General features: G+C 41.9%; 22 protein-coding genes. 7 read left to right on the top strand and 15 right to left on the bottom strand.

What is annotated here, in order from left to right:
• Positions 1 to 48 precede the first annotated feature (48 nt).
• Positions 49 to 807: an SDR family oxidoreductase gene (locus KXV15_RS06580; protein ID WP_240007379.1), complete on the top strand. Its 759-nt coding sequence runs from the start codon at positions 49 to 51 to the stop codon at positions 805 to 807.
• A 13-nt stretch (positions 808 to 820) separates the two neighbouring features.
• On the opposite strand, the gene KXV15_RS06575 is transcribed toward KXV15_RS06580, so the two are convergent.
• The 5 genes from KXV15_RS06575 to hisS form a co-directional block, all read right to left on the bottom strand.
• Complete coding sequence (locus tag KXV15_RS06575) at positions 821 to 1,222, bottom strand: cell division protein ZapA (RefSeq protein ID WP_240007378.1); 402 nt, start codon at positions 1,220 to 1,222, stop codon at positions 821 to 823.
• 1 nt (position 1,223) lies between these two features.
• Positions 1,224 to 1,559 (bottom strand): hypothetical protein, encoded by a 336-nt coding sequence (locus KXV15_RS06570; protein WP_240007377.1) that lies wholly within the window; start codon positions 1,557 to 1,559, stop codon positions 1,224 to 1,226.
• Positions 1,560 to 1,634: 75 nt separating this feature from the next.
• Positions 1,635 to 2,333, bottom strand: a complete 699-nt coding sequence (hisG, locus tag KXV15_RS06565) for an ATP phosphoribosyltransferase (protein WP_240007376.1) — start codon at positions 2,331 to 2,333, stop codon at positions 1,635 to 1,637.
• A complete protein-coding gene (locus KXV15_RS06560; RefSeq protein ID WP_240007375.1) occupies positions 2,333 to 3,439 on the bottom strand; it encodes an ATP phosphoribosyltransferase regulatory subunit in 1,107 nt (368 codons plus the stop codon). The genes hisG and KXV15_RS06560 overlap by 1 nt, the downstream gene beginning before the upstream one ends.
• The gene (gene hisS / locus KXV15_RS06555) at positions 3,432 to 4,910 is read right to left on the bottom strand and encodes a histidine--tRNA ligase (protein WP_240007374.1); all 1,479 of its coding nucleotides are present in this window, start codon (positions 4,908 to 4,910) and stop codon (positions 3,432 to 3,434) included. The genes KXV15_RS06560 and hisS overlap by 8 nt, the downstream gene beginning before the upstream one ends.
• 243 nt (positions 4,911 to 5,153) lie before the next feature.
• Here hisS and KXV15_RS13460 point away from each other — a divergent pair, with 243 nt between their 5' ends.
• Positions 5,154 to 5,957: an OmpA family protein gene (locus KXV15_RS13460; RefSeq protein WP_338050425.1), complete on the top strand. Its 804-nt coding sequence runs from the start codon at positions 5,154 to 5,156 to the stop codon at positions 5,955 to 5,957.
• A gap of 99 nt (positions 5,958 to 6,056) precedes the next feature.
• On the opposite strand, the gene KXV15_RS06545 is transcribed toward KXV15_RS13460, so the two are convergent.
• The 3 genes from KXV15_RS06545 to KXV15_RS06535 all read right to left on the bottom strand — a co-directional run bounded on the left by KXV15_RS06545 (position 6,057) and on the right by KXV15_RS06535 (position 10,165).
• Positions 6,057 to 7,619: a peptide ABC transporter substrate-binding protein gene (locus KXV15_RS06545; RefSeq protein WP_240007373.1), complete on the bottom strand. Its 1,563-nt coding sequence runs from the start codon at positions 7,617 to 7,619 to the stop codon at positions 6,057 to 6,059.
• A gap of 38 nt (positions 7,620 to 7,657) precedes the next feature.
• Entirely contained in the window at positions 7,658 to 8,839 is a 1,182-nt protein-coding gene (carA, locus tag KXV15_RS06540; protein ID WP_240007372.1) for a glutamine-hydrolyzing carbamoyl-phosphate synthase small subunit, read from the bottom strand.
• Positions 8,840 to 8,971: 132 nt separating this feature from the next.
• Positions 8,972 to 10,165: a mechanosensitive ion channel gene (locus tag KXV15_RS06535; protein WP_240007371.1), complete on the bottom strand. Its 1,194-nt coding sequence runs from the start codon at positions 10,163 to 10,165 to the stop codon at positions 8,972 to 8,974.
• Positions 10,166 to 10,530: 365 nt separating this feature from the next.
• On the opposite strand from KXV15_RS06535, the gene KXV15_RS06530 reads away from it, so the two are divergent.
• Positions 10,531 to 11,757 (top strand): lytic murein transglycosylase, encoded by a 1,227-nt coding sequence (locus KXV15_RS06530; protein ID WP_240007370.1) that lies wholly within the window; start codon positions 10,531 to 10,533, stop codon positions 11,755 to 11,757.
• 152 nt (positions 11,758 to 11,909) lie between these two features.
• Complete coding sequence (locus KXV15_RS06525) at positions 11,910 to 12,128, top strand: hypothetical protein (protein WP_240007369.1); 219 nt, start codon at positions 11,910 to 11,912, stop codon at positions 12,126 to 12,128.
• A 4-nt stretch (positions 12,129 to 12,132) separates the two neighbouring features.
• On the opposite strand, the gene KXV15_RS06520 is transcribed toward KXV15_RS06525, so the two are convergent.
• The 5 genes from KXV15_RS06520 to KXV15_RS06500 form a co-directional block, all read right to left on the bottom strand.
• Positions 12,133 to 12,822, bottom strand: coding sequence for a response regulator (locus KXV15_RS06520; protein WP_240007368.1), 690 nt, complete (start codon positions 12,820 to 12,822; stop codon positions 12,133 to 12,135).
• Entirely contained in the window at positions 12,815 to 14,224 is a 1,410-nt protein-coding gene (locus tag KXV15_RS06515; RefSeq protein WP_240007367.1) for a DUF4118 domain-containing protein, read from the bottom strand. Before KXV15_RS06515 ends, KXV15_RS06520 begins: the two co-directional genes overlap by 8 nt.
• 8 nt (positions 14,225 to 14,232) lie before the next feature.
• Entirely contained in the window at positions 14,233 to 16,122 is a 1,890-nt protein-coding gene (locus KXV15_RS06510) for a potassium transporter Kup (protein ID WP_240007366.1), read from the bottom strand.
• Between the two features lie 225 nt (positions 16,123 to 16,347).
• Positions 16,348 to 16,704, bottom strand: coding sequence for an aspartate 1-decarboxylase (gene panD, locus KXV15_RS06505; RefSeq protein WP_240007365.1), 357 nt, complete (start codon positions 16,702 to 16,704; stop codon positions 16,348 to 16,350).
• 79 nt (positions 16,705 to 16,783) lie between these two features.
• Positions 16,784 to 18,754 carry an isoaspartyl peptidase/L-asparaginase gene (locus tag KXV15_RS06500; protein ID WP_240007364.1) on the bottom strand — a complete coding sequence of 657 codons (1,971 nt, stop codon included), beginning with the start codon at positions 18,752 to 18,754 and terminating at the stop codon, positions 16,784 to 16,786.
• Positions 18,755 to 18,923: 169 nt separating this feature from the next.
• Between KXV15_RS06500 and KXV15_RS06495 the strand changes: the two genes are divergently transcribed.
• On the top strand, positions 18,924 to 21,632 hold the full coding sequence (locus KXV15_RS06495; protein WP_240007363.1) for a TonB-dependent receptor plug domain-containing protein: 2,709 nt from the start codon (positions 18,924 to 18,926) through the stop codon (positions 21,630 to 21,632).
• A gap of 154 nt (positions 21,633 to 21,786) precedes the next feature.
• Positions 21,787 to 22,470: a hypothetical protein gene (locus KXV15_RS06490; protein ID WP_240007362.1), complete on the top strand. Its 684-nt coding sequence runs from the start codon at positions 21,787 to 21,789 to the stop codon at positions 22,468 to 22,470.
• Here KXV15_RS06490 and KXV15_RS06485 read toward each other — a convergent pair whose 3' ends face one another.
• Together KXV15_RS06485 and KXV15_RS06480 are read right to left on the bottom strand one after the other, a co-directional pair.
• Positions 22,471 to 24,228: an amidohydrolase gene (locus KXV15_RS06485; RefSeq protein WP_240007361.1), complete on the bottom strand. Its 1,758-nt coding sequence runs from the start codon at positions 24,226 to 24,228 to the stop codon at positions 22,471 to 22,473.
• Positions 24,229 to 24,262: 34 nt separating this feature from the next.
• Positions 24,263 to 24,772, bottom strand: a complete 510-nt coding sequence (locus KXV15_RS06480; protein WP_240007360.1) for a DUF1697 domain-containing protein — start codon at positions 24,770 to 24,772, stop codon at positions 24,263 to 24,265.
• A 114-nt stretch (positions 24,773 to 24,886) separates the two neighbouring features.
• Here KXV15_RS06480 and KXV15_RS06475 point away from each other — a divergent pair, with 114 nt between their 5' ends.
• On the top strand, positions 24,887 to 26,164 hold the full coding sequence (locus KXV15_RS06475; RefSeq protein ID WP_240007359.1) for an O-acetylhomoserine aminocarboxypropyltransferase: 1,278 nt from the start codon (positions 24,887 to 24,889) through the stop codon (positions 26,162 to 26,164).
• Positions 26,165 to 26,186: the final 22 nt, after the last annotated feature.

The raw sequence follows: 26,186 nt of genomic DNA, 5'->3' as shown, positions 1-26,186 counted from the left end.
TTAGTTCGCTTTTTCCGCACTAATGAACTTTACAAAAGGAACCCCCACATGCCTTATAATTTTAATGGAAAAAATGTATTCATCACCGGCGGCTCAACCGGAATTGGCCTTGAAACCGCAATCAAATTTGCAAAATTGGGCGCAAAAAAAGTATTTATAACTGGGCGCAATGAAAGCACCTTAAAAGCCGCCAAAGAATTAATTGGTGACAGTGCCGAAATAATTATTGCCGACGTCGGAACAATTAATGGCATCAAAACCATGGTTGAAGCAGTCGCAGCAAGCGGTGAAAAACTTGATGTAGTTTTTGCCAATGCCGGTATTGCGGAAAACAATTCTTTTGGCGCAACATCTTCTGATGAATTTGACAAAACTTTTGACATAAATGTCAAAGGTGTATTTTTCACGGTGCAAGAATTATTGCCATATACATTAGACGGTGCATCAGTAATCCTTACTGCATCAGTTGTTTCCAATAAAGGAATGCCCAATTTAAGCCTTTATAATGCATCAAAAGCCGCTGTTCGTTCATTTGCAAGGTCATTTTCAAATGATTTAAAAGCACGTAAAATCCGCGTTAATGCCCTTAGCCCTGGGGTAACAATTACCCCAATTATGCAAAATGGCCTAAAGATGGATGCCGCAGCAATTGAAGGATTTAAACAATATGTTGCCCAAGCTGCACCATCTGGACGCGCCGCCACACCTGATGAAATTGCCGATGTCGTATTATTTCTTGCCTCTGATGGTGCAAGCTATGTCAATGGCATTGAATTAAGCGTGGATGGTGGCTTGGCACAAGTATAAGCCAAATCTGTAATTATGCCTTATTAAGCTCGACAGATAGCTCATCAAGCCGATCGGCAGCGTGGTGAAAGATTTTTGTAACTTCGTCCAAAGTTTCAACGGCACGAAATTCAATATCTTTTGCCGCCTGCCTGGCTTGCTGAACTTCTTCTTCACCATTCGGGCGCGCATCTTTAAGGCGCATCAGTTCGGCCTGAAGGGCATCAAGCTTTTGCTTTTGTTCGTAATTTTCATCGGCAATCAAAAGTGCCGCCATTAAAAAAAGGCGCTGATCACCAATTTGCCCAACCCCTTTGGCAAGGTTTTTGACATGGTTATCAAAATAACGACCAAGACGGATTAAATGCTCTTCTTGGCCATCTTCACAGCCCATATTATATTTATGACCATTAATCTCAATGCTTACATTTGCCATTTTAAACTGGTCCTAAAACGGTTCTAATATCTTCAATAGCTTCATTAAGGGCGGTACGGGCGTGTTTGACGGCCTCTTCAAGTTCGTGCTCACGTGCCTTGGCAATTTCAAGCTCTTTTGAAACAAGCTCATCATCAAGCGATGATTGATTAATTGAAGCCTGATTAATTGAAGCCAGTGCAACTTCGGCCTTGGCATCAGCATAACCAGTTGATCGCCCAAGTTCGGCAATTTTGGCAACCGCCTGCCCTAAACAATGTTCAAGATTGGTAAGCGATTTATCAAATCGAAACACCGCACTTTTTAAGTCTTCAGAAGAATGGGCAATATCGGACATTTTCATCCCTTAGGGTTCAAAGCAACCAAAACTTTTATTTGCATTGTGACAAATATTACAAAATGTGCAAGAAAATTATCCAAATTTCCGTGTTAATTCATTCATTAAAGCGGATTGCTTGGGAGATAGTATTGCAGTTCGTGATTTTATCAAACAGGCTTGTGACGATAAAATCAAACCGTCATCAATGATTTTAAGATTATTGGCAATTAATGTTGCGCCCGATGTGGTAATATCAACAATTGCCTCGGCAATGCCATTTGCCGGCGCCCCCTCGGTTGCCGAACCAGAATAAACAATGCGGTAATCCAACACACCACATTTTTCAAAAAATTCGGTCGTAAGGCGGGCAAATTTGGTGGCAATACGCATACGCTTTCCGCTTGTACGGCGTATATCGCTTGCAACCTCGGCAAGGTCGCCCATCGTTGAAACATCAATCCAACCATCGGGAACAGCAACCACCACGTCGGCGCGACCAAAGCCAAGTTTGTGAACAAACTCTACTTGTTCATCTGATTTTGGGCTTTGTTCACGGATTAAATCTTCGCCAGTAATCCCAAGGTGCATTTCACCCGCAAGCAATGATTTAGAGATTTCAGAAGATGACATAAGGCGAACTTCAACCATCGGCTCACCGTCAAAATGGGCGGCATAACCGCGCTCACCACCGGTTTGCTTTAGGAAAAGCCCGCGCTTTACAAGCCACGCTTCACATTGTTCTTTTAGGCGACCTTTAGAAGGCAAACCAAAAATGATTTCATCACCCGCCATTATTTGCCCCCTAAAATTACTTCTGGTCGAATTACCGCACCAACCGCAGAAATATTCTTTTCACCCTTAGTAAGCTCGGCAATCAAGCCATCATAACGCCCACCACTTGCCAATGATTTATCGCTATCTTTGGTGAAAATCTCAAAACGAATACCATCATAATATTCAAAACGTTTTGGCATTGCGACATCGAAAATAACTTCACAGTCTGCATCAATAACAGTTTGAATTTTTTGTATTTTTAAATCCCATTCCTTGGCCCAGTCGGTAAAATCAACACCGATTGATTTGCCCAAAGACTGCACTTTTTCAAAAACCGTGCTTGGCGTGCCTTTTAATTGCAAAACCTCTTGCAAAATATTGGCAATTTCTTTTGATAATGGCTCTGCGGTTTGGCGTTTCGCTTTTTGCCGAAGGCGCTTGGCAATATCCAACGTGTCGCGCGCAAGACCTTGTTTTAATTTAGAAATATCAAGTATTTCTTCGACAAGATTTGCCGCTTCTTGGTCGTTTTGAATTGCCAATAAAGACTTTTCAATCGCGGTCGGCGCATCTGTATTTGGAATTGTTGCCAAATTAATTCGTTTCAAAAGCTCGGAAACAACATTGGCCTGTGGCATAAAATATTCACGCCAAACGGCAGGAAGATTTGCAGTTTTAAGAATTCTTTCAACCAACCCACCATCAGATAAAATAAGACGCCCACCATTCAAACCAATGGTTTTGCAGGTTTTGTAGATTGATGAAAAAACTTCAAAGTCTGCGATTTGCTTGTCGCTATCGCCATATCTTTCGATACCCATTTGGCGGAATTCAGGATTTACGCCGTTTTCCTTTTGCGCGCGAAACACCTTGCCAGAGCATAAATAAATCGCCTGCTTTGCACCACTTTCAATAAAAGTCACTGCCGCAGGGATTGTCAAATCCGCCCGTAAGCATAATTCTTCGCCATCTGGTGAATTGGCGAAATATAGGCGTGGCCTTAACCCCTCGCCCGCTAATTCAAGCACGGTTGAAGACGGCAAAAGCAATGGCAAATCAACCCATTCACCGCCATTTTGGGCAAGGGTGTTTTTAATTTTTACGCTTTGTTGAATATCAATCATCGGACAATAACTTTTTAACTTCGGCAGCAAGATCGCTACGATTAACCACTGATTGCGCAGGGCGGCCTTTACGCCATTCTTCATTATCTGAAATTTGTGTCGCAAGTTTTGCACCGAGTGCCAAATCTTTGATGGTTACAATACCTTCTGCACGCTCATTTGAGCCTTCCATAATTACCAATGGCGCATTGCGACGGTCGGCATATTTCATTTGCGCCTTCATGCCAGAAGTTCCAAGATAAACCTCGGCGGAAATGCCTGCATTACGCAGTTCTTGTGCCATTTGGAAATATCCTGCGATTTGGTCATTATCCATCGCCAGAATAACCACGGGGCCAGTTTCAGCCGGTTTTTCGCTTTCAGAAAGTGAAAGCGCCGCCAAAAGGCGCGAAACCCCAATTGAACATCCCGTTGCTGGAACCCGCTCCCCCTTGAAGCGCATAACAAGATCGTCATAACGCCCACCAGAACCTACCGAACCAAACCGAACCGGATTACCTTTTTCATCAATGGTTTCGCCAAGGAATTCGGCTTCAAACACTGTACCAGTATAATATTCAAGACCACGAACAATTGCGGGATCAAATTCGGCAGATGCCTCATCAAGACCAAGTGCCGCAAGAGTTAGAGAGATTTTTGATAGCTCTTCAAGACCTTCATTACCAATTTCGGTATTGCCGATAACATTTGACAATGCATCAAGTGATGCTTGGCGGGTTTCGCGTTTGGTTTGGGTAAAGGCAATTACTTTGGCGATTGATTTTTCATCAAGCCCTGCCCCTTTGGTAAAGTCACCAGAGGCATCTTTGCGCCCTGCGCCAAGCAGAAGGGCAACCCCCTCTTCACCAAGGCGATCTAATTTATCGACCGCGCGCAAAATTGTAAGCTTTTTGAAAGTATCAGCAGGATCAACACCAATATCACCCAACAAACCATCAAGTAATTTGCGATTTGAAACCTTGACCACGAATTTTGATTTATCAATACCGGTGGCAGCAAGACCATTTGAAAGTGTTGCAATAATTTCGGCATCAGCTTCTGGTCTTGGTGAACCAATTATATCGGCGTCACATTGCCAAAACTCACGGAAGCGACCAGGGCCAGGCTTTTCGTTGCGCCATACAGGACCAGCAGCACAACGGCGGAATGGCTTTGGCAAGGCATCAAAATTTTGTGCCACAAAGCGCGCCAATGGTGCAGTTAGGTCATAACGCAATGCCATCCATTGCTCGTCATCATCCAAAAGCGCGAACACGCCTTCATTAGGGCGATCAGAATCTGGCAAAAACTTACCTAAACAATCGGCGTATTCAAACGCCGGAGTTTCAAGATATTCAAAACCAGATTTTTGATAAGCGCCAAGAATTTTTGAAACAACCTCATGACGATGCAAAAGACCAGCCCCGCGAAAATCGCTAAAACCACGCGGATTACGCGCAATCGGGCGGATAATATCTTTTTTGTCGTCCATTGTTTTTCCTATTTTCCAAAATAATTTGCGACACAGATTTGCGTCACTTTTTTACAAAATGCTCTAGCCACAAAAAGTAAAAATTTGAACCCGCCTATACACATTTTTTTTATTAAGTGCATTAATTTGGGCTGAATATTGCCTTTTTACTGATAAATAATAAAATTCAGGTTGGAAATTCGAAAGATTCCTAATAAAGCCAGACATCTCGTAAACGCAAAAACAATAAAGAATGGCAATATTATGAGCGATGTAAAAAGCAAAAAACGTAAAGCAATTGCAATTGGCGTTGTTGGTCTTGCATCAATTATGGGGGTTGCGACGGTTGGTTTGTGTATCGGCACAAGCATTAAAAAAGAAAAACCAATCATAAAAGCCGAAGAAACAAATGATTGGGCAAAAATCGCAACCAATAAACTTATGTCATCCGGCTTTACTTTTGCGCACGCAACTTTCGAAAAAGGCGTTTTGGCAATAAAGGGTGATGCCAAGGATGCTTCAACCCGAATTTCAGCTTTTGAAACCGCCCAAAATGCAATTTTGCAAGCAATTTCAGAGAAGAAACTTGATGGCAAATCTGACATTCTAGCTTTTGAAAACCAAATTACAATCAATGGACAAGAAGTCGCTGAAATTCCTGATGCAACTTCAACCTTGGGCAATAAGCCCGAAAAAGAAGCCTGCCAAAGTGCCTATAATACATTGCTTGATGGGCGCGTAATAAATTTCAATTCAGGCAGCGCAATGATTTCCGATGATTCAAAACCATTGCTTGATGGGCTTTCCAATGTCGCAATTAAATGCGTTGGTTATGTTGTAGAGGTTGGCGGGCATACTGATACCAAAGGCGATGCTGGTGCAAATCAGGCATTATCAGAACGCCGTGCACAGGCGGTTGCCGACTATATAATCGGCAAAGGTGTCAACGCCACTGAATTAAAAATAAAAGGCTATGGGGAAAGCATACCGCTTGATAAAAGCGACACCCCAGAAGCCGATGCGAAAAACCGCCGTATCGAGTTCAAGGTACAAGAAAAACCGGAATAGTGACGGCAGTTTTTCTTTTTTTCTGGTCTTCGGCTTACGGAAAAGTCAAAAACTTTTCCTACCTCATACATTGTTTGGTCTTCGTCTTACCGAAATTCTCTAACTTTTTAATTCCAATGTTGGCCAAATAACCGGTGGGATGCCTTTGCGACCACCTTTTATTCTGTCAGAAATAAGCCATGCGGAATCACCAAACCAAATCGGCAAGATTGGCGCCTCATCAATAATATATTTTTCTGCCGCTAAAACTGCCTCATGGCGTTGTTTTTCATCGGCAATTGAACGCGCTTTTTTAAGCGCCGCATCAAAATCATGATTAATCCATTGATGCGAATATGCGTTTCCACCGCTGGCAAAACTTGCCATCAAATCAATCGGATCGGTTTTTAGGCCTTTATCAATTTTCACCAATGCGGCATCAAAATCATGCCCATTAAGACGCGCCGATATTGCAGATGAATCAGTGCTTGAAATTGTCGCCTCAACCCCAATTTGTTTCCAGGAATTGACAATTTGCACCGCCGCACGTTCACGGTCATCCTTGGGAACCAATAAATCAAGTTTTAGTGGATTATTGGCATTATAGCCCTTTGCCTCAAGAATTTTTCGTGCACCTTCACGGTCAAATGGTAATAACGGCTCTGTACGGACCATACGATTTGCAGGATGAACCGCATCACGCAAAAGATTATGTGAAATAATCTCACGATTAATCGCCATGCCCAAAGCACGCCTTATATCCATATCCTGAAGCTGTGGGCGCTTCGTGTTTAAAGAGATATAAATCAAAAGTGGTGCAGGCATCCGTAGGAATTTGTCACCATATTTCTCTTTCAAATCGGTATAACGCAACAATGCCGGATCTTGTGATAAATCAACATCACCCGCCTGATACATTCTTATACGGGTTGCAGATTCTTGCACTGTATCAACGTCAATCATGTTTGGAAGATTAGGGTTAAAGCCCAATGACGCCCAATCACCATTTGGGTTTTTGGCAAACCTGATACGCGTTTGGTTATAAATAACAGGCTTATATGGCCCCGAAACCACAATATTTTCTAATTTGGTCCAATCATCACCATATTTATTAAAAACATGGGTCGGAATCGGATAGAACTCCCGCAATTGTGCAGGAAATTGTGCCTCGGGCGCAACAAGGTCAATCTTGATTTTATTAGGTGCAACAATGCTAACGCCAATATCCTCTGGATTACCTTTGTTTTTTATTATTTCTTCATAGCCTTTTATTGAATAAAGCTCTGGCGCATCTGGAAATGCAGTTTTCCAATTTGCACCACGTCTAAAGCTTTGCAGAACGTCATTTGCAGTTAATGGCGCACCATCAGACCATTTAAGATTTGGATTTAATGTAAAAATCCAACTCGTGAAATTATCAACGCCCTCCCATGATGATGCAATCGATGGGATTGTTGTGCTATTATCGCCAAAACCAACCAGTGGCAAAAGATATTGCGGGAATATAAGATCAGCAATCGCAAACTCTGCCCTAAAGGGGTCAAGGCTGTCTGCCTCACCGCGTAATGCAATGCGCATAATGCCTTTTTCAGGTACCTTTTTAGAACATGCAGATAGTATAGAAGGACTAATAAGCCCCGCCGCCATAAAAGTTGTAATTTGCCTACGATTAATTGAATTCATCGTACAAGAGTGATTATTTTAGCAACTATGTCAAGCTATCAGACGTTCGCTTTGTGTAAATCCATGTTCTTGGCAAATTGTTTGAATAGGTAAAACGAATCTTTTGGCCCTGGGCTCGCCTCTGGGTGGTATTGAACAGAAAACACCTTGCCGCCAATCGTTGAAATCCCGCAATTTGAACCATCAAAAAGTGAAACATGGGTTGCAACAACATTTTCAGGCAAGCTATCGCCATCAACCGCAAAACCATGATTCATTGAAACAATTTCAACTTTTCCAGATTGCAAATCTTTTACAGGGTGATTTGCACCATGGTGTCCTTGTTTCATTTTTATGGTTTTGCCGCCTAATGCCAAGCCAAGCATTTGGTGCCCCAAACAAATACCAAAAATAGGCACGCCCGCATCAACAAGTTTCTTGATTGTAACAACCGCATATTCACCAGTTGCCGCAGGGTCGCCAGGACCATTAGAAAGCATTACGCCATCTGGCTTAAGCGCCATAATATCGTCAAAACTTGCATCAGCGCTAACAACACTAACCTTGGCACCAATTTCACCAAGATCGCGCAAAATATTCGCTTTGGCACCAAAATCCATCAAAACAACATGATATTTTGGATTGGCAAGGTCTTTTACACCCTCATTCCAATGCCAAGCGCTTTCAGCGAAATCATATTCTTTGTCGGTTGAAACTTTTTTGGCAAGATCAAGACCTTCAAGGCCAGACCATTCCTTTGCTTTTTGTGCCAAGGCGGCAATATCAAATTTGCCATCGGGGCTATGGGCGATTGCGCCATGCTGCATACCCTTTTCGCGAATCAAATGGGTTATTGCGCGCGTATCAATTCCTGCAAGACCAACAATCCCACGCTTTAGTAACCAATTAGGCAAATCAAGCGTTGAGCGCCAATTTGACGGCACAGTTGGAAGCGCGCGGCAAATCATGCCAATTGCGCCAGACTTAGCAGGCGTTGAATTTGCCTCTTCATCTTCATCATTCGTGCCGACATTGCCGATATGCGGCGCAGTAAAAGCGATTATTTGGTTATTATAAGAAGGATCTGTCAGAATTTCCTGATAGCCGGTAATTGCTGTATTAAAGCAAACTTCACCGATATTTTCCCCGATTGCGCCAAAACCCTGTCCGTAAAAAGCAGTTCCGTCGGCAAGCACTAAAACGCCCGTCTTTTTTGGGGCAAATTTAGGTTGGTTGGTCAATTTATTACTCCGATTTTGGGTCTTTTAGCTGATAGAATTTCGTGGTCAATCAGTAGCGGCACTTTTTTTGTAAAATAAGCATAAAAAAAGCGGAGGCGAACCCCCGCTTTTTGGTTTTTAGTTGGAAAATGATTATTTAAGCCACTTATCAAGCAATTTACCAGCCGCATCACGACCGCCAACGCCAAATGCAATTGCCGCAGCAACCGCAGCCGCACCAAGGATAATGCCAAACGCCATATTAATGATGTCGTCTGCAAGGCCCATAAAGCGAAGACCCATAGCTGTTGTAAGGACGATAGTTGCCCATTTAGCGATTTGTGAAGCTGTTGTTGCACTTGCACCGCCGCTACGAGAAATCGCATTGGCAATAATATTCGCAATCATTGCACCCGCCGCAATAATGATACCGCCGAACAAGACTTTGCCTGCCAAAGTCAAAAGCTGGGTGATGATTACCGCACCAACTTGGAAATCAAGCATTTTGGCAGCTTCAATTGCCGCAAACAACATGATTGCAAACGTTGCAACCCATGAAACTGCTTTAGTAGCAGGGTTTTCACCCTCCTCTGCATCAGCAAACAAACCAAGCTGTTTAACAGAATTATCAAAACCGATTGTTGGCAATGTTTGTTCAATAAGACCGCCAACCCAACGTGCGATAAAGAATGAAACGCCAAGAATTAGTGATGCACCAATCAATTTTGGCAATGTCGCAAGTATCGAGCTTAGAACCGCAACTGCAGGGTCTGAAATCGCACTAATTTTCAATGCCTGAAGGCCGGCAATTGCCACAGGAATAATGATTAGAACAAAAACCACTTGGCTTACTGCTTTGGCAAGGCCTTCAGAAGTAATGTCTTTTAGACCAATTTTTTGTGCCATTGGACCAACATCAAACGCCGCAACGGTTGATGCGATAACACGGCGTGTAACCATTGCAACCACCCAACCAATGAAGAAAATAATCGCTGCCCCAACAACATTTGGCAAGAATGCAAAGAAACCAGCAACCAAATTATTCAAAGGCGCAACAACTTCTGACAAACCAAGCGTGTTAAGAACCGCAATTAATCCAACAAGATAAACCAACCAATAGCCGATTTCACCCAAACGTGCTCCCAACGAAGCCTCTATTGAAGCACCTGCATTTGCTGTTTTTGCGATTGGCAAAGCATTTATTGCTTTTGCCAAGCCCCATTTCACGCCTTTTGCAACCAAATGCGCGATAACCAAAATAATCAATGCTGATAAAATTCTTGGCCCCCATTGTACGACCAAATTCGTTACATTTGTGACCACGTCACCTTGTAATGCACCATCCATAATTAACCCCCTGTTAAGTTAAGATTGCAGTTTTATTAACAGCGAGATTTTTTCAAGTAAATATTCAAACCGTAAAAAAGGTTAATATTATTAACTATTTTACATTATATTATAATTATTAAAATCAATATTTTATATTATATATGTTCTTGTCTTTAAATATATAATTTTTAAGATTAACTATACTTTGTTTGCCGTAAAACATATCCTATTTATAAAATAATTATTTGCAATAATTTATTTTGGATTGCGAATTAATCGACCAATTGATTTGATTCCAAATGGTGATGTTTACATTTCTGGCAAACCCACCAATAATAATTTTCGCGTTCATCATGAAATATTATAAACTTTAGGGAGTAGTCATGTCCGCAATTGCTTTATTTTCATTTGTACTTGCATTCGCAAACGATGCGACCATGCAATCAAGTGATAAAACCGAACCGCAAAAAAATTCTAATTATATGGAATGCCTTGGTAATGCGGCCCGTAAAGCAATTGCAAAAGGTGCATCCGAAGCAGCCGCAATGGCGTCAATTGATGGGCTTTATGTACCAGATGAAAAAATAATTGCGGCATCACGCGCCCAACCTGAAAGCAATCTAAAAATTTGGGACTATCTCGCAGGTGTAGTTGATGATGAACGCGCAACAGATGGCGCAAAGGCATATTTATCGCAAAAAGACTTTTTATATAATCTTGGCATTCAATATGGCGTTGACCCTGCAACAGTTGTTGCCATTTGGGGCGTTGAAACTGATTATGGCAAAGTAATGGGCAAAAGCAATATTATAAACGCCCTTGGCACTTTGGGCTGTGGCGGCGGCAGACGCGCTGCATATTTTAATAGCGAACTTGTCGAAGCCATAAGGATTACGGCAAATGGTCACGTCCCACTTAGCCAATTCAATGGTTCATGGGCTGGGGCATTTGGACATACGCAATTCATGCCATCTACATTCTGGCGCCTTGCCGCAGATGGCAATGGTGACGGAATAAAAAATATTGTTGGCGAACCAAAAGACGCCCTCGCCTCCACTGCGAATTTCCTTAAAAAATCGGGATGGGATCAAACCCAAAAATGGGGCTATGAAGTTATTGTGCCAAGCACTTATAATGGTGCGATTGGGCGAAACGCCAAAAAGAGCCTTAGCCAATGGAAAGCGCTTGGGGTAAAACTTGCCGATGGCAATGAGCTTGAAGACAGCGAAATCAGATATGGCTTAATATTCCCTGGTGGTCGCAATAGCCCTGCGTTTCTGGTTGGGCGAAACTTTAATGCCGTTTATTCATATAATCCGGCCACTTCTTATGCACTGGCGGTTAATATACTTGCCGACCGCATCAAAGGTGGCAAAGGTGTAATTGGAAAATGGTCAACCAATGACCCAGGTATTTCACGGGCAATGCGCCGCGAAATTCAACAAATCCTCACCGCAAAAGGATATGATGTCGGCCAACCCGATGGCATAATCGGCAAGAAAACCAATGATGCTTTAAAGGAGTATTACAAGGCTCATAATCTTACATTTAATGGCAGATTGGGACAGGTGGCATATGATAAAATCAAGTCACTTGAAAGCGGGCGGTAATATTATCCTTATGAAGCGAAAATTGTGCAATTATTGCAGCGTTAAAACGGTAAAATTTTCACTTTATAGTTAATCACCGCTTAAAAGTCGTTATTAATCAGCGGTAAATCTATGGCACGCGGATTGCAAACTCCAAAACGTTGGAGATAAAAATGCAATTAGATTTTTTACATATCGATAGCCTTACACACATTGCATGGGCATTATTTGATGTTCATGGTGAAAATGCACTTTCGGTTGCCGATAACGCAATTTGTGAACTTGAAGACGATGGTTCATATGGCGCCGCAGACGCATGGCGCAGCGTGAAAACACTAATTGAAGATGTGGTTTGTGGTCGTATTGATCGCGAAAGCCCAACAATCCACTAAATCATCAACTACCCCTTGTTTTATAACCAATTCCAGGGATTGTGAAAATATATTTTGGGTTCATGGGGTCATCCCCAATTTTTTCGCGCAGATGCTGTATGTGAATGCGAAGATATGATGAATCCAAATTGGCGCGCTTTCCCCACACCGCATATAATAATTGCGAATGAGTTATAACTTTACCGGCATTCTTGCCAAGTTCGGTAAGTAGTTTGTATTCAATTGGAGTTAGTTTGATTTCATTGCCGCAAAAGGTTACTTGGCGTTTGGATAAATCAACTTGTAAGTCACCAATCTCGATAAGATAGCCATCATCACCGCCATTATTTGCATGGCGGAGTGCAACCTTAATCCTTGCCAACAGTTCGGCGGTCGAAAATGGTTTTATCAAATAGTCATCGGCACCGTTTTCAAGCGCCTGCACTTTCTCAATTTCGGCAAAGCGCGCCGAAAGCACAATGATTGGTGTTTTCGACCATTCACGTATCTCTTGAATCAATTCTTGCCCATCCTTATCGGGCAAACCAAGGTCAAGAATAATCACATCCGGTCTTGTGCCAATGATTTGTGCCGGCACATCACGCGCATTGTCGCATTCAACTGATTGAATATTATTGCTTTGCAGCGCGACTTTTAAGAACTTTCTAATTTCGCTTTCATCTTCTACGATAAGGATTTTGGGTGGATTAGTCATGATTAATCGCGCTTTCTGTCGATAGTTTTAAAGCTATCGGTAGGTTTATGGCAAATATTGCCCCCCTTTCGGGTGGTTCAACATTTTTTGCACTTATATTTCCGCCATGTGCTTTGACAATTGCTTTGCAAATCGCAAGCCCAAGACCTGTGCCGGAATTATTATGCCCCTGTTCCCTATCTGAATAAAACTTTTCAAATATGTATTGTTCGCTTCCTTCGCGCAATCCGTCACCATTATCTTTTATGGCAATTTCAATCCTATCGACATTATTAGAGATTATAACCCGAATTTCACCATCGGGCTTGGTATGCTTTATGGCATTATCAAGGATATTGAAAATCACCTGCTCCATTAATGCGCCATCAACCGAAACCATTGGTATAACACCATTAATGGTGGATAATATTTTGCGATTTTCCTTTTGCGGTTCGATCCGTGTTATGGCTGCGCCAATAATTTCTTGAATAGTATAGGTTTCGCAGTTTAATTTTATTGCCCCCGAAGATATCGAAGCCATACGAAGTGAATTCGCGACAAAATTTTGCAATCTATTCAACTGGATCGACATTGAAGTTAGCTCATTAACGCCTTCACGCGGCAAACTTTTGCGGTGTTTAAATAGATTGCTAAGCGTGCCATTAAGGATAGTTAGCGGGGTGCGTAAATCATGCGCCAAAGATGATAATAACATATTGCGCAAATGTTCATTATCACTTTCAAAACGATAAAGTGCCGCTTTTTCATCCGCTTCGGCACGGGCAATTGCACTCGAAGCCAAGCCGGCAAAAGTGCGGTGCATGATAATATCATTTTTGGAAAAATCGTCCGCCACGACACTTCGATTCGTAATAATTACACTTGCATCTGAGACATTATCACATAATTGCGAAGCCGAATTATTTGATAATTCATTGGCAAAAACGCATTTGCCACCAAAAAAATTTCCAACAAATTCTTTTGTAAATTCAATTATTTCTTCTTTTGACTTAAGCTCACTAAGGCCACGTGCAAAATCATAAAGCGCGTGCGTGTCGCGTTCTTCATCACGGGTTTGCTTCAACAGTCGCGATAATTGCGCGGTCATAGAACCAACAATCAAAGAGGTTATAAGCATCACACTAAAAGTAAAATAATATGAGGCATCATAAAATTCAAAACTGTGATAGGGCTTTGTGAAAAAGAAATTAAATGCCAACACGCTTAAAAAGCTTGTAAAAATTGCCGGCCCAATCCCAAGGCGCGCCGCAGCAATTACCACCCCCGCCAAATAAACCATCGTAAGGCTTATGGCATCGACCCTTTCACGAAGAGGAAGGCATAAAAGAGTGCAAACCAAAACCGCAGCAAGCGCAAACGAGTAATTCACCAAAATTTGTCTTGTGCGGTTTTGTATCTGCATGAGGCGCATTATATCACCACTTGGGTTCCTAGTTCAACGACCCTTCCCGATGGGATTTTAAAGAAGTCGGTGGCATTAGTTGAGTTTTTCATAAGGAATATGAAAAGATAGATCTGCAAAGCGGTAATAAATGGATTTTTACCTGCAACCACTTTACGCCGCCCTAAAAAGAATGAGGTTGACATAATATCAAATTTCAAACCTTTTTGCCGACACATGCTCATGGCTTTGGGGATATTTGGGCTTTCCATAAAGCCATATCTAACAATGACTTTGTTTATCTCATTGCTGACCGGAATAATTTCAAGGCGGTCTTTTTCCACAACCCGTGGGGTTTCGGTGGTTTCAACCTTCATAATTATAATGTTTTCATGCAAAATATGATTATGCTTTAGATTATGGGTAAGTGCGACCGGCGCAATATCAACATCAGACGTTAAAAATACTGCCATACCACGAACACGGTGGACAGGGCGATATTCAAGCGCCTTTAAAAGGTCTTTTAAAGGAACCGAATCTTTGCGGCTTCTTTCCGATAATAAATGCGCCCCCTTAGTCCAGCTAATGATGATAATGACAATTGCACCACCAAGCGCAAGCGGCATCCATGCACCATGCGGTATTTTCAACAATTGCGCAGAAATAAAGACACAATCAACAAACAAGAATGGCACGAATAATATAATTGCCTGCCACAAACGCCAATTCCAAAGATGGGCAATGACCGGTATCGCAAGTAATGTACTTATCAACATTGTGCCAGTAATTGCCATACCATAGGCATAGGTTAAGGCTGATGAGTTTTTAAAAATAAAGACCAACATCAAAACCCCAATTAATAGCAAGCTATTTATTTGGCCAACATATATCTGCCCTGCCTGGGTTTCCGAAGTTCTGGTAATTTGCATACGCGGCAATAACCCCAATTGCACCGCCTGTTGGGTCACCGAAAATGCGCCAGTAATAACAGCCTGTGAAGCAATAATGGCGGCAAGCGTTGCCAAAATCATAATTGGCCAAAAGGCAAAATGTGGAACCATCATCCAAAACGGATCTTTTGCCGCCTCTGGGTGGGCAATTACATATGCCCCCTGTCCAAAGTAATTTATAGCAAGGCATGGGAACGCAACCACAAACCATGCGGCACGAATTGGGTTTTTCCCAAAATGCCCCATATCAGCATATAAGGCTTCGGCACCTGTAACCGCAAGAAATACTGCACCAAGAACCACAAGTGAATTCATGCCATCGTGCATTATAAACATAACAGCGGAAAGTGGGTTAATTGCCGCCAAAATGCGCAAAGACTTGTCATCAAAAATATGAAGCAAGCCAAGCCATGCCAAGGCAACAAACCAAATCAATGTTATTGGCCCAAACCATTGTGCCACCGCATGCGTTCCTTTTGATTGGAACAAGAATAATATTATCAAAATTACGGTCGCAAATGCCGGAATGAATGGGGTGAGGCTTTCGCCAATTGATGGCGCTAATTTCAACCCCTCGATTGCACCCAAAACCGAAACCGCGGGTGTAATGATACCGTCACCATAAAAGAATGCCGCACCCAGAATACCCGCAAAAAACGCCCAGCCCGAGGCTTTACCAAGAAATTTTTGGGCAATTGTCATTAATGCAAGTGTTCCGCCTTCGCCATTATTATCGGCCCGCATTAGAAATATAACGTATTTCACTGAAACAATTAGAATAAGCGCCCAAACAATCAAAGAAGTTACGCCGATTACCGATGTTTCAAGCGGCATTCCCTGACGAACATGCGCAAGCGATTCGCGCATTGCATAAAAGGGGCTGGTTCCAATATCGCCAAATACCACCCCAACAGATCCCAAAGCCAATGATAAGAAACTTTGCCTTTTGGATAAATTACTATCTTCCATAAAACCCTCTGCAAACAAATAGCAAGAGGCCTGTTAATCAGTCATTTTGTGACGGATTAATAAGTTTCATCAAGACCATGAATATAATTACCGCCAAAGTTCCAGCAATTATCAAAACCCGTATGAAAAACATTTCCAAGCACTCTTTCTAATGCTTTGATTGTAATTCTTGGCGGATATAAAAGGCGTATATTTTCTTATTAGCGCGTATATTTTCTGTATAGATTAGATGATTTCTTTGATTACATTATCATCATCAAACAAAACCACTTTTGGCTTGTGGGTTGGCGCATCATTGATATCAATACTGCAATAAGAAATGACGATTAATTTATCATCGGTTTGCACTAAACGCGCCGCCGCACCATTTACACCAATGGTTTTTGAACCCCGTTCTGCCTCGATAACATAAGTGGTGAAACGTGCGCCATTGTTAATATCAAGCACATCCACTTTTTCATTGGCAAAAAGCCCTGCGGCATCCATAAAATCGCGGTCAATTGAAATTGAACCCTCATAATTCAAATCCGCCCGTGTTGTCGTGACGCGGTGAAGTTTGGTTCGTAACATTTCAATTTGCATTTGATTGCTCCAAAAGAAAAAGGCGGTGCATAAAGACCGCCTTTTAAATTCATGATATCAATTTTGCAAATTAATAATATTAGTGCATTTCGTTTGAGGTTTTTGCTGCTTTGCCTTCCGCCTTAATCACATCCACTGGATAGATTGAGGTTAGGCGTTTGGTTTCATCCGATGAAACGAAACCGCGATACATGCCAACATCATTAATTGCGAATGCGGCATTGCCATCTTTGTCCATTGCGATAAGGCCGCCATCGCCACCCAATGCACCAATGCTCATGATTGTGTCATATGCCGCAGAGTGAATATCTTGGTGATTCCATCTCATACGATCAACGATTTGGCGCCCTGCACTTTCGCGGATGAAATATTCACCGGTTCCTGTACATGATACTGCCGCATAGCCATTTACCGCAATTGTACCCGCGCCAATGATTGGTGTGTCGCCAATACGACCGAATACTTTACCGGTTAGGCCACCGGTCGAAGTTGCCGCCGCAAGATTGCCATTTTGGTCAAGCGCAACCGCACCAACAGTACCAAATTTATGGGTTTGATCGATTTCACTGAATTTTTTGGCACGCCATAATTGCAACTGCTGCCAACGCTCATCTGTATAATAATAGCTTGGATCAACTTGTTCTAAGCCATTTTCAATTGAGAATCGATCTGCACCGTCGCGCGCAAGCATCAGACGGCCTGATTTCTCCATAACTTTGCGGGCAAGAGAAATTGGGTTTTTGGTGCGGGTAACACCGGCAACAGCGCCCGCTTTTAATGAAGCACCATCCATAATTGCTGCATCAAGCTCATTAGTGCCTTGTGCAGTGAATACCGCACCTTTGCCGGCATTGAATAATGGATTGTCTTCCATAACTCTTACTGCGGCTTCTACGGCATCCAATGAAGATCCGCCTTTTTCCAATACTGCCTGCCCTGCTGCTAATGATGCATCAAGACCTGCACGGTATAGTTTTTCTTTTTCTGGTGACATATCACCCGGCTCAAGCACACCTGCACCGCCGTGAATCGCTAATGACCATTTTGCTTTTGTAACCAATTTGCCGTTCTCCACATTGTAATTTCTTATAAACGCAGGATTATCCACCTGCTTTGTGGCTAAATTGATGGTTGAATATGATGCAACCGCAGTTGCCTTCACATCTTGTAACTTTAGCGCAGCTTTTGGGTTTGTAGTATTGATTGGAATATTGTCAAACAACCACGCATAGCCGCCAGTGTTGGAATATACTTTACCGATACCATCGCCATCAACCAAAAGCACAGTCTGTTCATCGATGCCAAGACCATAGATTTTTTGTTTATACATTGATTGCGCTTTGTGAACAAAGCTTACAAGACGGCCCAAACGGTCACGCTCTTTAAAGTGACTATCGGTGAAAATGCCTTTCATAATATCAGTTTTAATGAAATCAGTTTCGATAGAACTCCTTTTATCCAATGGATTTTTTAGGGCTTCTTCTGAAACCACTGAAACACTATCGGCGCATGAATATAGAAATTCACCCTGAACTGCCAAACCGGCCGACGTGCCACCAAACGGCTTATTTGCCTTTATATGTGCATTCAAAGCATCGGCAAGCGGTGTGCCTTTCCAATAATTGATATAACGACTTTGGTCGCCGCCCGCCAAGAAAATTGCGTCCGCATTTTTGATTTTTTCCAAGATAAATGGATCATATGCCGCTTTACGGTCATAAAACGCGATGGTTCTTACAGATGAGAAACCACCAATATCGTTATAAAATTCGTTTTGTGCGGCTTGAAGTTCTTTATCATCAAAACTTTCATCAGGCGCACGCAAATAAACAAGATGCCCATTGCCTGATTTTTTAGCAAAAATGCGAAATGCCTCATATGGCCAATCGCCACCACCACTTAATAAAAGTGAGAATTCTGGCTTATTCACAGTCGGTTTAGTTTCATCACCGATTACAAAAGTTTTGTAATCGACCCCCTTGGCATTCGCCGTTCCCGCACAAATTATGGGCAGCAACAGGCTGAGTATAAATGTTATTATTCGTTTCATTGGACACCTTTTGTTAAAAATGTGACAAAAAAGTTTCACACGTGTATAAAAATGTATAAAATGTAATTCTGTTTACAAAATATGGTTGATTGTTATAACATCTAAGGCATAACTCAAAAAAACCAAGCTGAAAAGCTTTTTTATTGTCAGTCTAATCAGGGGTTGAAAAATGATGAAATTTAAGAAGTCTGCATTAATTTTGGGCGTAAGCCTCTCGGCACTCATTGCATTGCCTGCTTTTGCACAAGAACAAACTAGCAGTGAAGGAACGGTTACGGTCCTTGGCTCCCGCATTAAGCGCATCAATAAAGAAGGCCCAGCGCCGGTAACCGTCGTTGATTCAACTCAAATCAAAGCCGGTGGTTACAGCTCGGTTCCAGATATTTTAAAAGCCTCTACCCAAAACGGTGGTGAAACATACGGACAGCAAAACGGAACCGTTGCAGTTACAACACCTGGCGCAACCACTGTTGATTTACGCGGTCTTGGACCAAACCATACACTCGTAATGGTTAATGGTCGCCGCATCGCTGACTTCCCATTACCTTACGGCGGGATTTCTAACTTTACAGATATTTCAGCAATTCCAACTTCCATGATTGATAAAATGGAAATCTTGTCTGGCTCTGCATCGGCTATTTACGGCTCTGACGCGATTTCTGGCGTTGTAAACTTTAATCTTAAGAAAAAAGCTGACGGGACAACACTTTCATATAAACACGGTATTACTGAACATGGCGGTGGCGCATCTGACCGTCTTTCAGTTTCAACAGGTTTTGAAAAAGATAAATTTAGCCTTGTTTTTGGTGCTGAATATTTCAAACAGGATCCAATTTTTGGATACCAACGCAATATTCAGGATTCAAACCTTGATTCACCATATGCAAAAACGAAACGTCCAGAAGTTGTATATGGCGAATATGACTATGATTACGACGCATACGGCAGCGTTGGCCCAAATGATTGCTCTGCAGTTTCTGGTCAGTTTTATGGAACAGTATCATATCAAACTAACTATTGGGATGAACCATATTGCGGCTCTTATAATGTTCTTCCACAAAGAACTATGACTAGTGATAAATCAAGCTTGAACACTTTCACAAGCATGAATTACGAACTTTCTGACACGGCATCTATCTTTGCCGACATCATGATTGGTCAATCGAACACTAAATTGTTACGCCGCATTCCATCTTGGCAATACCAAGATATCGATGGCAACGAAGCATATTATTACAACGCTGCAACCGATGTTTATGGCTCATTTGTTCGCATTTTCACACCAGAAGAGGCTGGTGGCATCAACAATATGATGACACGCGCGAAATCAAAAACTATTTCAGCAACACTCGGGTTTAAAAACTCTTTTGGTGATGGTTGGAACTATGAAGTTACTGGCAATTACTCAAAAGCTAATGCCGAAATGCGTATTCCTCTAATAGTTGCCTCAAAAGCAAATGCGTTCTTCCTTGGCTCATCTTATGGCACTGACTTTGATGTTCCAATCGCAAACTTCCTTAAACCTTTAACTCCTGCACAATATGCATCAATTTCTGAAACGTTTGTTTCAAAAGCTGATAGCTCAAATGGTGGCGTGTCATTCGTTTTGAACAAAGATTCATTGTTCACACTTCCTGCAGGTGATGTTGGCTTTGCATTAATCGCGGAGTTGGACAAACAATCTTATGATATTAACCCATCAGCTAACTCAACTAACTTTGGTTATTATTATGGTTATGCGGCAACTGATGGTGGTGGTAGCAGAACACACGGTGCAATTGGTGTGGAATTGAAAGCACCAATTCTAGATAAACTAGATGCAAACTTTGCCGCGCGTTACGATAAATACAAATTTAGCGGTGGTGATATGGGTGAGGTAACATATAATGCCGGCCTTGAGTATCGCCCTGTAAATTCATTATTGCTTCGCGCCGCATATGGAACTGGTTTCCGTGCACCTGATTTGCATTACATCTTTGCAAAACCTGACCTTTACCACCCAACTGATTATGACGTTTACCAGTGCCGTGTGGATAACGGTGGAGATTGCTATGCAAACGAAGATTATTCAAAATCTTTCTTAGAAATTCGCCAAGGAACATCTAAACTTGACCCAGAAACTTCAAACAGCTTTAACCTTGGTACAGTTTGGCAACCGAATAAATTATTCGATATCTCAATCGATTATTTCAATGTAACACTTAAAGACGAAGTTCAAGACATTCCAATTTCACAAATATTGCGTGATGAAGCAGCTTGTAAACTTGGCACCGACATTGATGGAAACACTGTAAACACATCTTCTGCGGCATGCGTTGATGCACTTTCACGTGTTGTCCGTTATACAACAGGCCCTCAAGCAGGAGATATTCAAACTGTTTATGTCTCTCCATATAACGTGTCTGAACAAAAAACTTCAGGTATTGACGTTGAAGCACATTTCAACATCGTTTCTAATTTTGCAAAATACAGAATTAGCCTAGGCCACACTGAAGTATTTGATCATACTATTGTTAAATATGCCGGTGATGCAAAACTTGATATGCTTGCCGCTGACAGCAGTTATTATATACCTGCGCAAAAATCTAACGCATCAATTTCTATGTCTAAAGGCCCTCTAACCGCAACTTTGTCAGGAACCAGACTTGGCAAATTCCAAAACTGGAACGAAGATGATTATGTGAAACCAAGCTATTTGTATAATGCCAATATTCAGTATGACATTAATGACAAGGCGAACCTTTCATTCACAGTTAGAAACCTTCTAGACACCAAACCAGGTAAAGACCCAACCTATAGATCATATCCTTATTATGACACATCTTGGTTTGATGCGACTGGCAGAAGCTACTATTTAGAATTAACTTATAAATTCTAATTCATAAGTTATGACACTACTTACCGCACAGGAATTATTTCCTGTGCGGTTTTGTTTTGGGCGGTTTTGTTTTGGGCTGTTAATTTTGCCATAATTAAGTCAAAAATAATTATAATAACGCATTGTAAGTTGATAGCTTTTAGGGGATTGGGAATTGAAAAATACAATTATTTTAAGTGTCTTAGCATTCAGTTTTATTTCTGGGGGGGCAATCGCACAAACCATACCAGACGAAAAACACGAGGCTGTCGCATTAAAAAGCTATCCTACCCTTGCCAAGCGCACCAAGGCGGAGCTTTTGATTTATAAAAATGGCAAAGAATTACACGGCTTCAAGAAAGTTGATTGCGAATATCAAAGCATAGACGACGATTGTGTTACCACTTCATTTTTTGGGGCAATAAATCTTTTCAACCCCAAAACCTCTAAAATTGAGGCATATCCCGTAGTCTTCAATATGGGTTATGAATGGTACAATTATGAGATTTGGGCGCTAGATAAAGAAAAGGTCGAATTTGATGCAACGCCGTCTGCATCCCCTGATGGCAAAACCATTGCAACCGGTTTCGATACAATGGACGGCATGACGGGCGGCGGCGGCTTGACATTTTATGACATCAAGCATCTCGAAGATCCGACAATTTTTGAAATCCCATGCCAACCATTAAAATGGGCTGATAACGCAACATTAAAGGTAAAATGTTCCGTTCCGAACGAAGTTGGCTATTCATATTTTTATGCCACCGCAGCAAAAGATGCCGCCAAAAAATGGAAAATCGTTCCCGACAAAGCAGTAGGAAACATTCAAAAGGTATATTATCCATCCGAAGGGAATTAATTATTTCCCTTCATAAACCAATTTTCCGCCAACAAATGTCATTTTAACCTTGGTCTTGCTGATTTCATCTGCTTTGGTTTTGAATAAATCGCGATCAAGCACGATTATATCGGCATATTTTCCCTTTTCTAGTGAGCCTGTATATTTCTCACTATGCAGTGAATATGCGGCATTAATGGTAATTGCCTTTAATGCACTATCAAGGCTTAGGCCGGGGTCCTTGCCCAATCTTTCTGGGTATTTTGCGCGGTCTTCTGGCAACGCCATGCGGGTAACACCAATCTGAATTGCCAACCATTCATCAAGTGGGTCAACCGGCCAATCGGAACCATAAACAATTTTTGCCCCTGCATCATGCAAATAACCAGCAGGCTCAATTAAGGCAAAGCGCTTTGGCCCAAATACATCTTTTGACCCTTCCCATGTATCTGCCGCCGGTCTTTCCCATTGGAAAGATAATACCGGAAGCACCCCAAGCTTTTTAAAGCGTCCAAAATCTTCGGGTGCAACAAGTTCACAATGGGCAAGCGCAGTGCGAACCATTGGGTCGCCCTTGCCTTGTTTGCGGAAGTTTTCTTGCATTTTCTCGGTGGCATCAAGGGCAACACGAACCGCGCGATCACCATCAGTATGAATATGCGTATCAATCCCTGCATTGGTAAGTTTTAGCATTAATTCAGATAGTTTTTCGGTTTCAATATATGGTTTCACACCATAATTTGCCCCCTGCACCCATTTGCCGTCTTTTTCTTCAAAATATGGTTCAAGCATCGCACCGGTTAATGATGGCAAAGCATTTGTACCATCAAGGAATATTTTGGCAGAATGCACACTAAGGCTGGGTTGAACCTTGGCTTTCCCTTGATCAAACATTTTGCGTTCCCGCAAAACCTCATCAACCGCCTTGTCCATATTTGGCTCTTTATCCAAATCAACCAGAACCGCAAAATGCGGACGCAGTGTAAGTTCACCCGCTTTTTGAATGGTTTGATAGGCCGTCATGGTTTCAATATCGGTATAGGCATCAAAAATTGATGTTATCCCCTGCGCATTCATTGCCTTTATTGCGGTTTGTGCGGCAACCAAATTTTGCTTTTCAGTTGGTGGCGGCAAGATTTCAAAAACAATATCGCGTGCCGCTTCTTCAAGGCGCCCTGTTGGGTTTCCGTCTTTGTCACGAACAATCATTCCACCCGCACGTTCTTTTTGATTTTTTAAATCAATAAGTTCGACCGCTTTGCGGTTTAATTGCGCGGCATGTCCAAATGAATTTCGAATAAAAATCGGACGGGTGGTTTTTAATGCGTCAAAATCCTTATAGTTTGGGACAAAACCCGTTGGCTTCATTTCCTGTTCAAACCATGCGGCAACCACAAGCCAATCATTTGGCCCTGCATCTTTGTCTTCATCAAGGCATTTTTGAATGCGTGCATTCATCTCATCCATCGTTAAAGATAGATAATTTAATGAACAGCCAGACATGCGAAGCCCGCCAGATTGTGGGTGCATATGTGCATCAATAAGCCCCGGCATAATTGTATTGCCAGCGGCATTAATTTTTTTCGCCTTTGGCAAAAGTTTTAATGCCGCTTTATCATTGCCAACATATTTTATAATGCCATCAGAAACCACAATTGCGGTCGCCTTTGTTTGATCGGTGGCGGTAAAAACCTTGCCGTTATAAAGCACATAGTCTTGTGCCATAACTGGGGTTGAGAAAAACAGGGCGGCAGCAGTGATAAGAAGAAATTTTTTCATTTCAACAAGCTAGCATAAAATTTCGCTTTGCAAATCAAATTTGTTGTAACAATTCACAAATTTTGCTGATTGTATTTATATTGCGCCCCGTAGCAGATTTTAACCATGGGGTTTGCAATTTCGTTGCCGCCATACCTTCACCATAATGAATGAAAATTGCAGATTTGGTTTTTATTATTTCCTCATCCTTTTGGTTTTTAACCCCCAAAAGTGCATCATTAGGCATTTGATTTAAAAAATAACAAATTACTCGATTAGGCTTATGGTCTTTAAATGGATTTTCATCAATAATATCAACAAGTTCCAAACTGGTTTTTATATAGGTTTCGCAATATTTGCCGAAATATTCTTCTAATTTGGCTTCTAATAATTGCTTAACTTCGTCTGCTTCAAGATTGCTTTTAAACAATACATTGCCGCTGGCGATATAGGTTTTTGCTGATAAAAACCCCAATTCATCACAAATATTTTTTAATTCAGACATGGGTATTTGTCCGGTTCCACCGACATTAACCGCCCGCAAAAATGCCACATATTTTTTCATGATTAGATTTTCTATTCGTAGTCAGTAAAACAAAATATTTTTCTTGAAACCAAGATTAATAAGTTTATCAGGTGATGCAATAAAATTATACAAATGCAATATGAGGGCAAACAAATGTCAGACAAACCACAAGGTATTTCCACTTTAGCAGTTCATGCAGGTACCGCACCCGATCCAACCACCAATGCACGCATCACCCCAATCTATCAAACCGCAAGTTTTGTTTTTGATGATGTTGATCATGCCGCAAGCCTTTTTGGGCTTCAGGCATTTGGCAATATCTATTCACGCCTAACTAACCCAACCAACGCAGCATTAGAGGGTAAAATCGCGGCATTAGAAGGTGGCACAGCCGCCCTTGCGGTTGCATCCGGCCATGCCGCAGAGTTTTTGACATTTCACGCATTATTGCAACCAGGTGACGAATTCATTGCCGCCAAGCAATTATATGGTGGCTCTATTAATCAGTTTAACAATTCATACAAATCATTTGATTGGCATGTAAAATGGGCGGATATTAACAATATCCAATCATTTGAAGATGCAATCACCCCAAAAACCAAGGCAATATTTGTTGAATCTGTTGCCAACCCTGCGGGCGAAGTTGTTGATATTCCGGCAATTGCCGCAATCGCGAAAAAGCATAATATTCCGCTGATTGTTGATAACACAATGGCAACCCCATATCTTATTAAACCTTTTGAACATGGTGCAAATATCGTAATTCATTCGGCAACCAAATTCCTTGGTGGGCATGGTAACTCACTGGGTGGTTTAATTGTTGATGGTGGCAATTTTAACTGGGTTGGTGACGACCGATACCCACTTTTAAGTGCGGATAGACCTGAATATTCAGGTCTTAATATTGGCAACGCATTTGGCAATATTGCCTTCGCAATTGCGGTTAGGGCATTGGGATTACGTGATTTGGGCCCTGCTCTATCGCCATTTAATGCGTTTTTAATTTTAACCGGAATGGAAACCCTTGCGCTGCGCATGGAACGCCATGTTCATAACGCGACCTTGGTTGCAGAGTATTTAGAGCAGCATCCAAAAGTTGCCTATGTGAAATATTCCGGCCTTGAATCAAGCCCAAATCGTGCGTTGGCGGAAAAATTATCGCCAAATGGCGCGGGTGCGGTGTTTACCTTTGGCCTAAAAGGCGGATATGAAGCAGGTATTGAATTGGTTTCAAAATTAAAACTATTCTCGCACCTTGCAAATATTGGTGACACACGCTCGCTTGTTATTCACCCTGCATCAACCACCCATAAACAGCTGACCGATGAACAAAAATCAGCCGCAGGCGCAGGCCCAGAAGTAGTTCGCCTATCTATTGGTATCGAAGATGCCGATGATTTGATTGCCGATTTGGAACAGGCATTGGGTTAAGACACTTTGCCACTCCGCCCCG

This window comes from Pseudaquidulcibacter saccharophilus (assembly GCF_019455445.1).
GTDB classification, from domain to species: Bacteria; Pseudomonadota; Alphaproteobacteria; order Caulobacterales; family Aquidulcibacteraceae; genus Pseudaquidulcibacter; species Pseudaquidulcibacter saccharophilus.
The sequence above is the reverse complement of the archived record's forward strand: the minus strand, read 5'-3'. Positions and strand labels throughout refer to the sequence as shown.

Bases quoted from the DNA above. Each gene is read 5' to 3' on its own strand.
- KXV15_RS06525 (WP_240007369.1), top strand. From the start codon at position 11,910: ATGCAATTAGATTTTTTACATATCGATAGCCTTACACACATTGCATGG.
- panD (WP_240007365.1), bottom strand. From the start codon at position 16,704: ATGCAAATTGAAATGTTACGAACCAAACTTCACCGCGTCACGACAACA.
- KXV15_RS13460 (WP_338050425.1), top strand. From the start codon at position 5,154: ATGAGCGATGTAAAAAGCAAAAAACGTAAAGCAATTGCAATTGGCGTT.
- hisG (WP_240007376.1), bottom strand. From the start codon at position 2,333: ATGGCGGGTGATGAAATCATTTTTGGTTTGCCTTCTAAAGGTCGCCTA.
- KXV15_RS06495 (WP_240007363.1), top strand. From the start codon at position 18,924: ATGATGAAATTTAAGAAGTCTGCATTAATTTTGGGCGTAAGCCTCTCG.
- KXV15_RS06570 (WP_240007377.1), bottom strand. From the start codon at position 1,559: ATGTCCGATATTGCCCATTCTTCTGAAGACTTAAAAAGTGCGGTGTTT.
- KXV15_RS06560 (WP_240007375.1), bottom strand. From the start codon at position 3,439: ATGATTGATATTCAACAAAGCGTAAAAATTAAAAACACCCTTGCCCAA.
- KXV15_RS06580 (WP_240007379.1), top strand. From the start codon at position 49: ATGCCTTATAATTTTAATGGAAAAAATGTATTCATCACCGGCGGCTCA.
- KXV15_RS06575 (WP_240007378.1), bottom strand. From the start codon at position 1,222: ATGGCAAATGTAAGCATTGAGATTAATGGTCATAAATATAATATGGGC.
- KXV15_RS06480 (WP_240007360.1), bottom strand. From the start codon at position 24,772: ATGAAAAAATATGTGGCATTTTTGCGGGCGGTTAATGTCGGTGGAACC.
- hisS (WP_240007374.1), bottom strand. From the start codon at position 4,910: ATGGACGACAAAAAAGATATTATCCGCCCGATTGCGCGTAATCCGCGT.
- KXV15_RS06530 (WP_240007370.1), top strand. From the start codon at position 10,531: ATGTCCGCAATTGCTTTATTTTCATTTGTACTTGCATTCGCAAACGAT.
- KXV15_RS06515 (WP_240007367.1), bottom strand. From the start codon at position 14,224: ATGCAGATACAAAACCGCACAAGACAAATTTTGGTGAATTACTCGTTT.
- KXV15_RS06500 (WP_240007364.1), bottom strand. From the start codon at position 18,754: ATGAAACGAATAATAACATTTATACTCAGCCTGTTGCTGCCCATAATT.
- KXV15_RS06475 (WP_240007359.1), top strand. From the start codon at position 24,887: ATGTCAGACAAACCACAAGGTATTTCCACTTTAGCAGTTCATGCAGGT.
- KXV15_RS06535 (WP_240007371.1), bottom strand. From the start codon at position 10,165: ATGGATGGTGCATTACAAGGTGACGTGGTCACAAATGTAACGAATTTG.
- KXV15_RS06545 (WP_240007373.1), bottom strand. From the start codon at position 7,619: ATGAATTCAATTAATCGTAGGCAAATTACAACTTTTATGGCGGCGGGG.
- KXV15_RS06520 (WP_240007368.1), bottom strand. From the start codon at position 12,822: ATGACTAATCCACCCAAAATCCTTATCGTAGAAGATGAAAGCGAAATT.
- KXV15_RS06510 (WP_240007366.1), bottom strand. From the start codon at position 16,122: ATGGAAGATAGTAATTTATCCAAAAGGCAAAGTTTCTTATCATTGGCT.
- KXV15_RS06485 (WP_240007361.1), bottom strand. From the start codon at position 24,228: ATGAAAAAATTTCTTCTTATCACTGCTGCCGCCCTGTTTTTCTCAACC.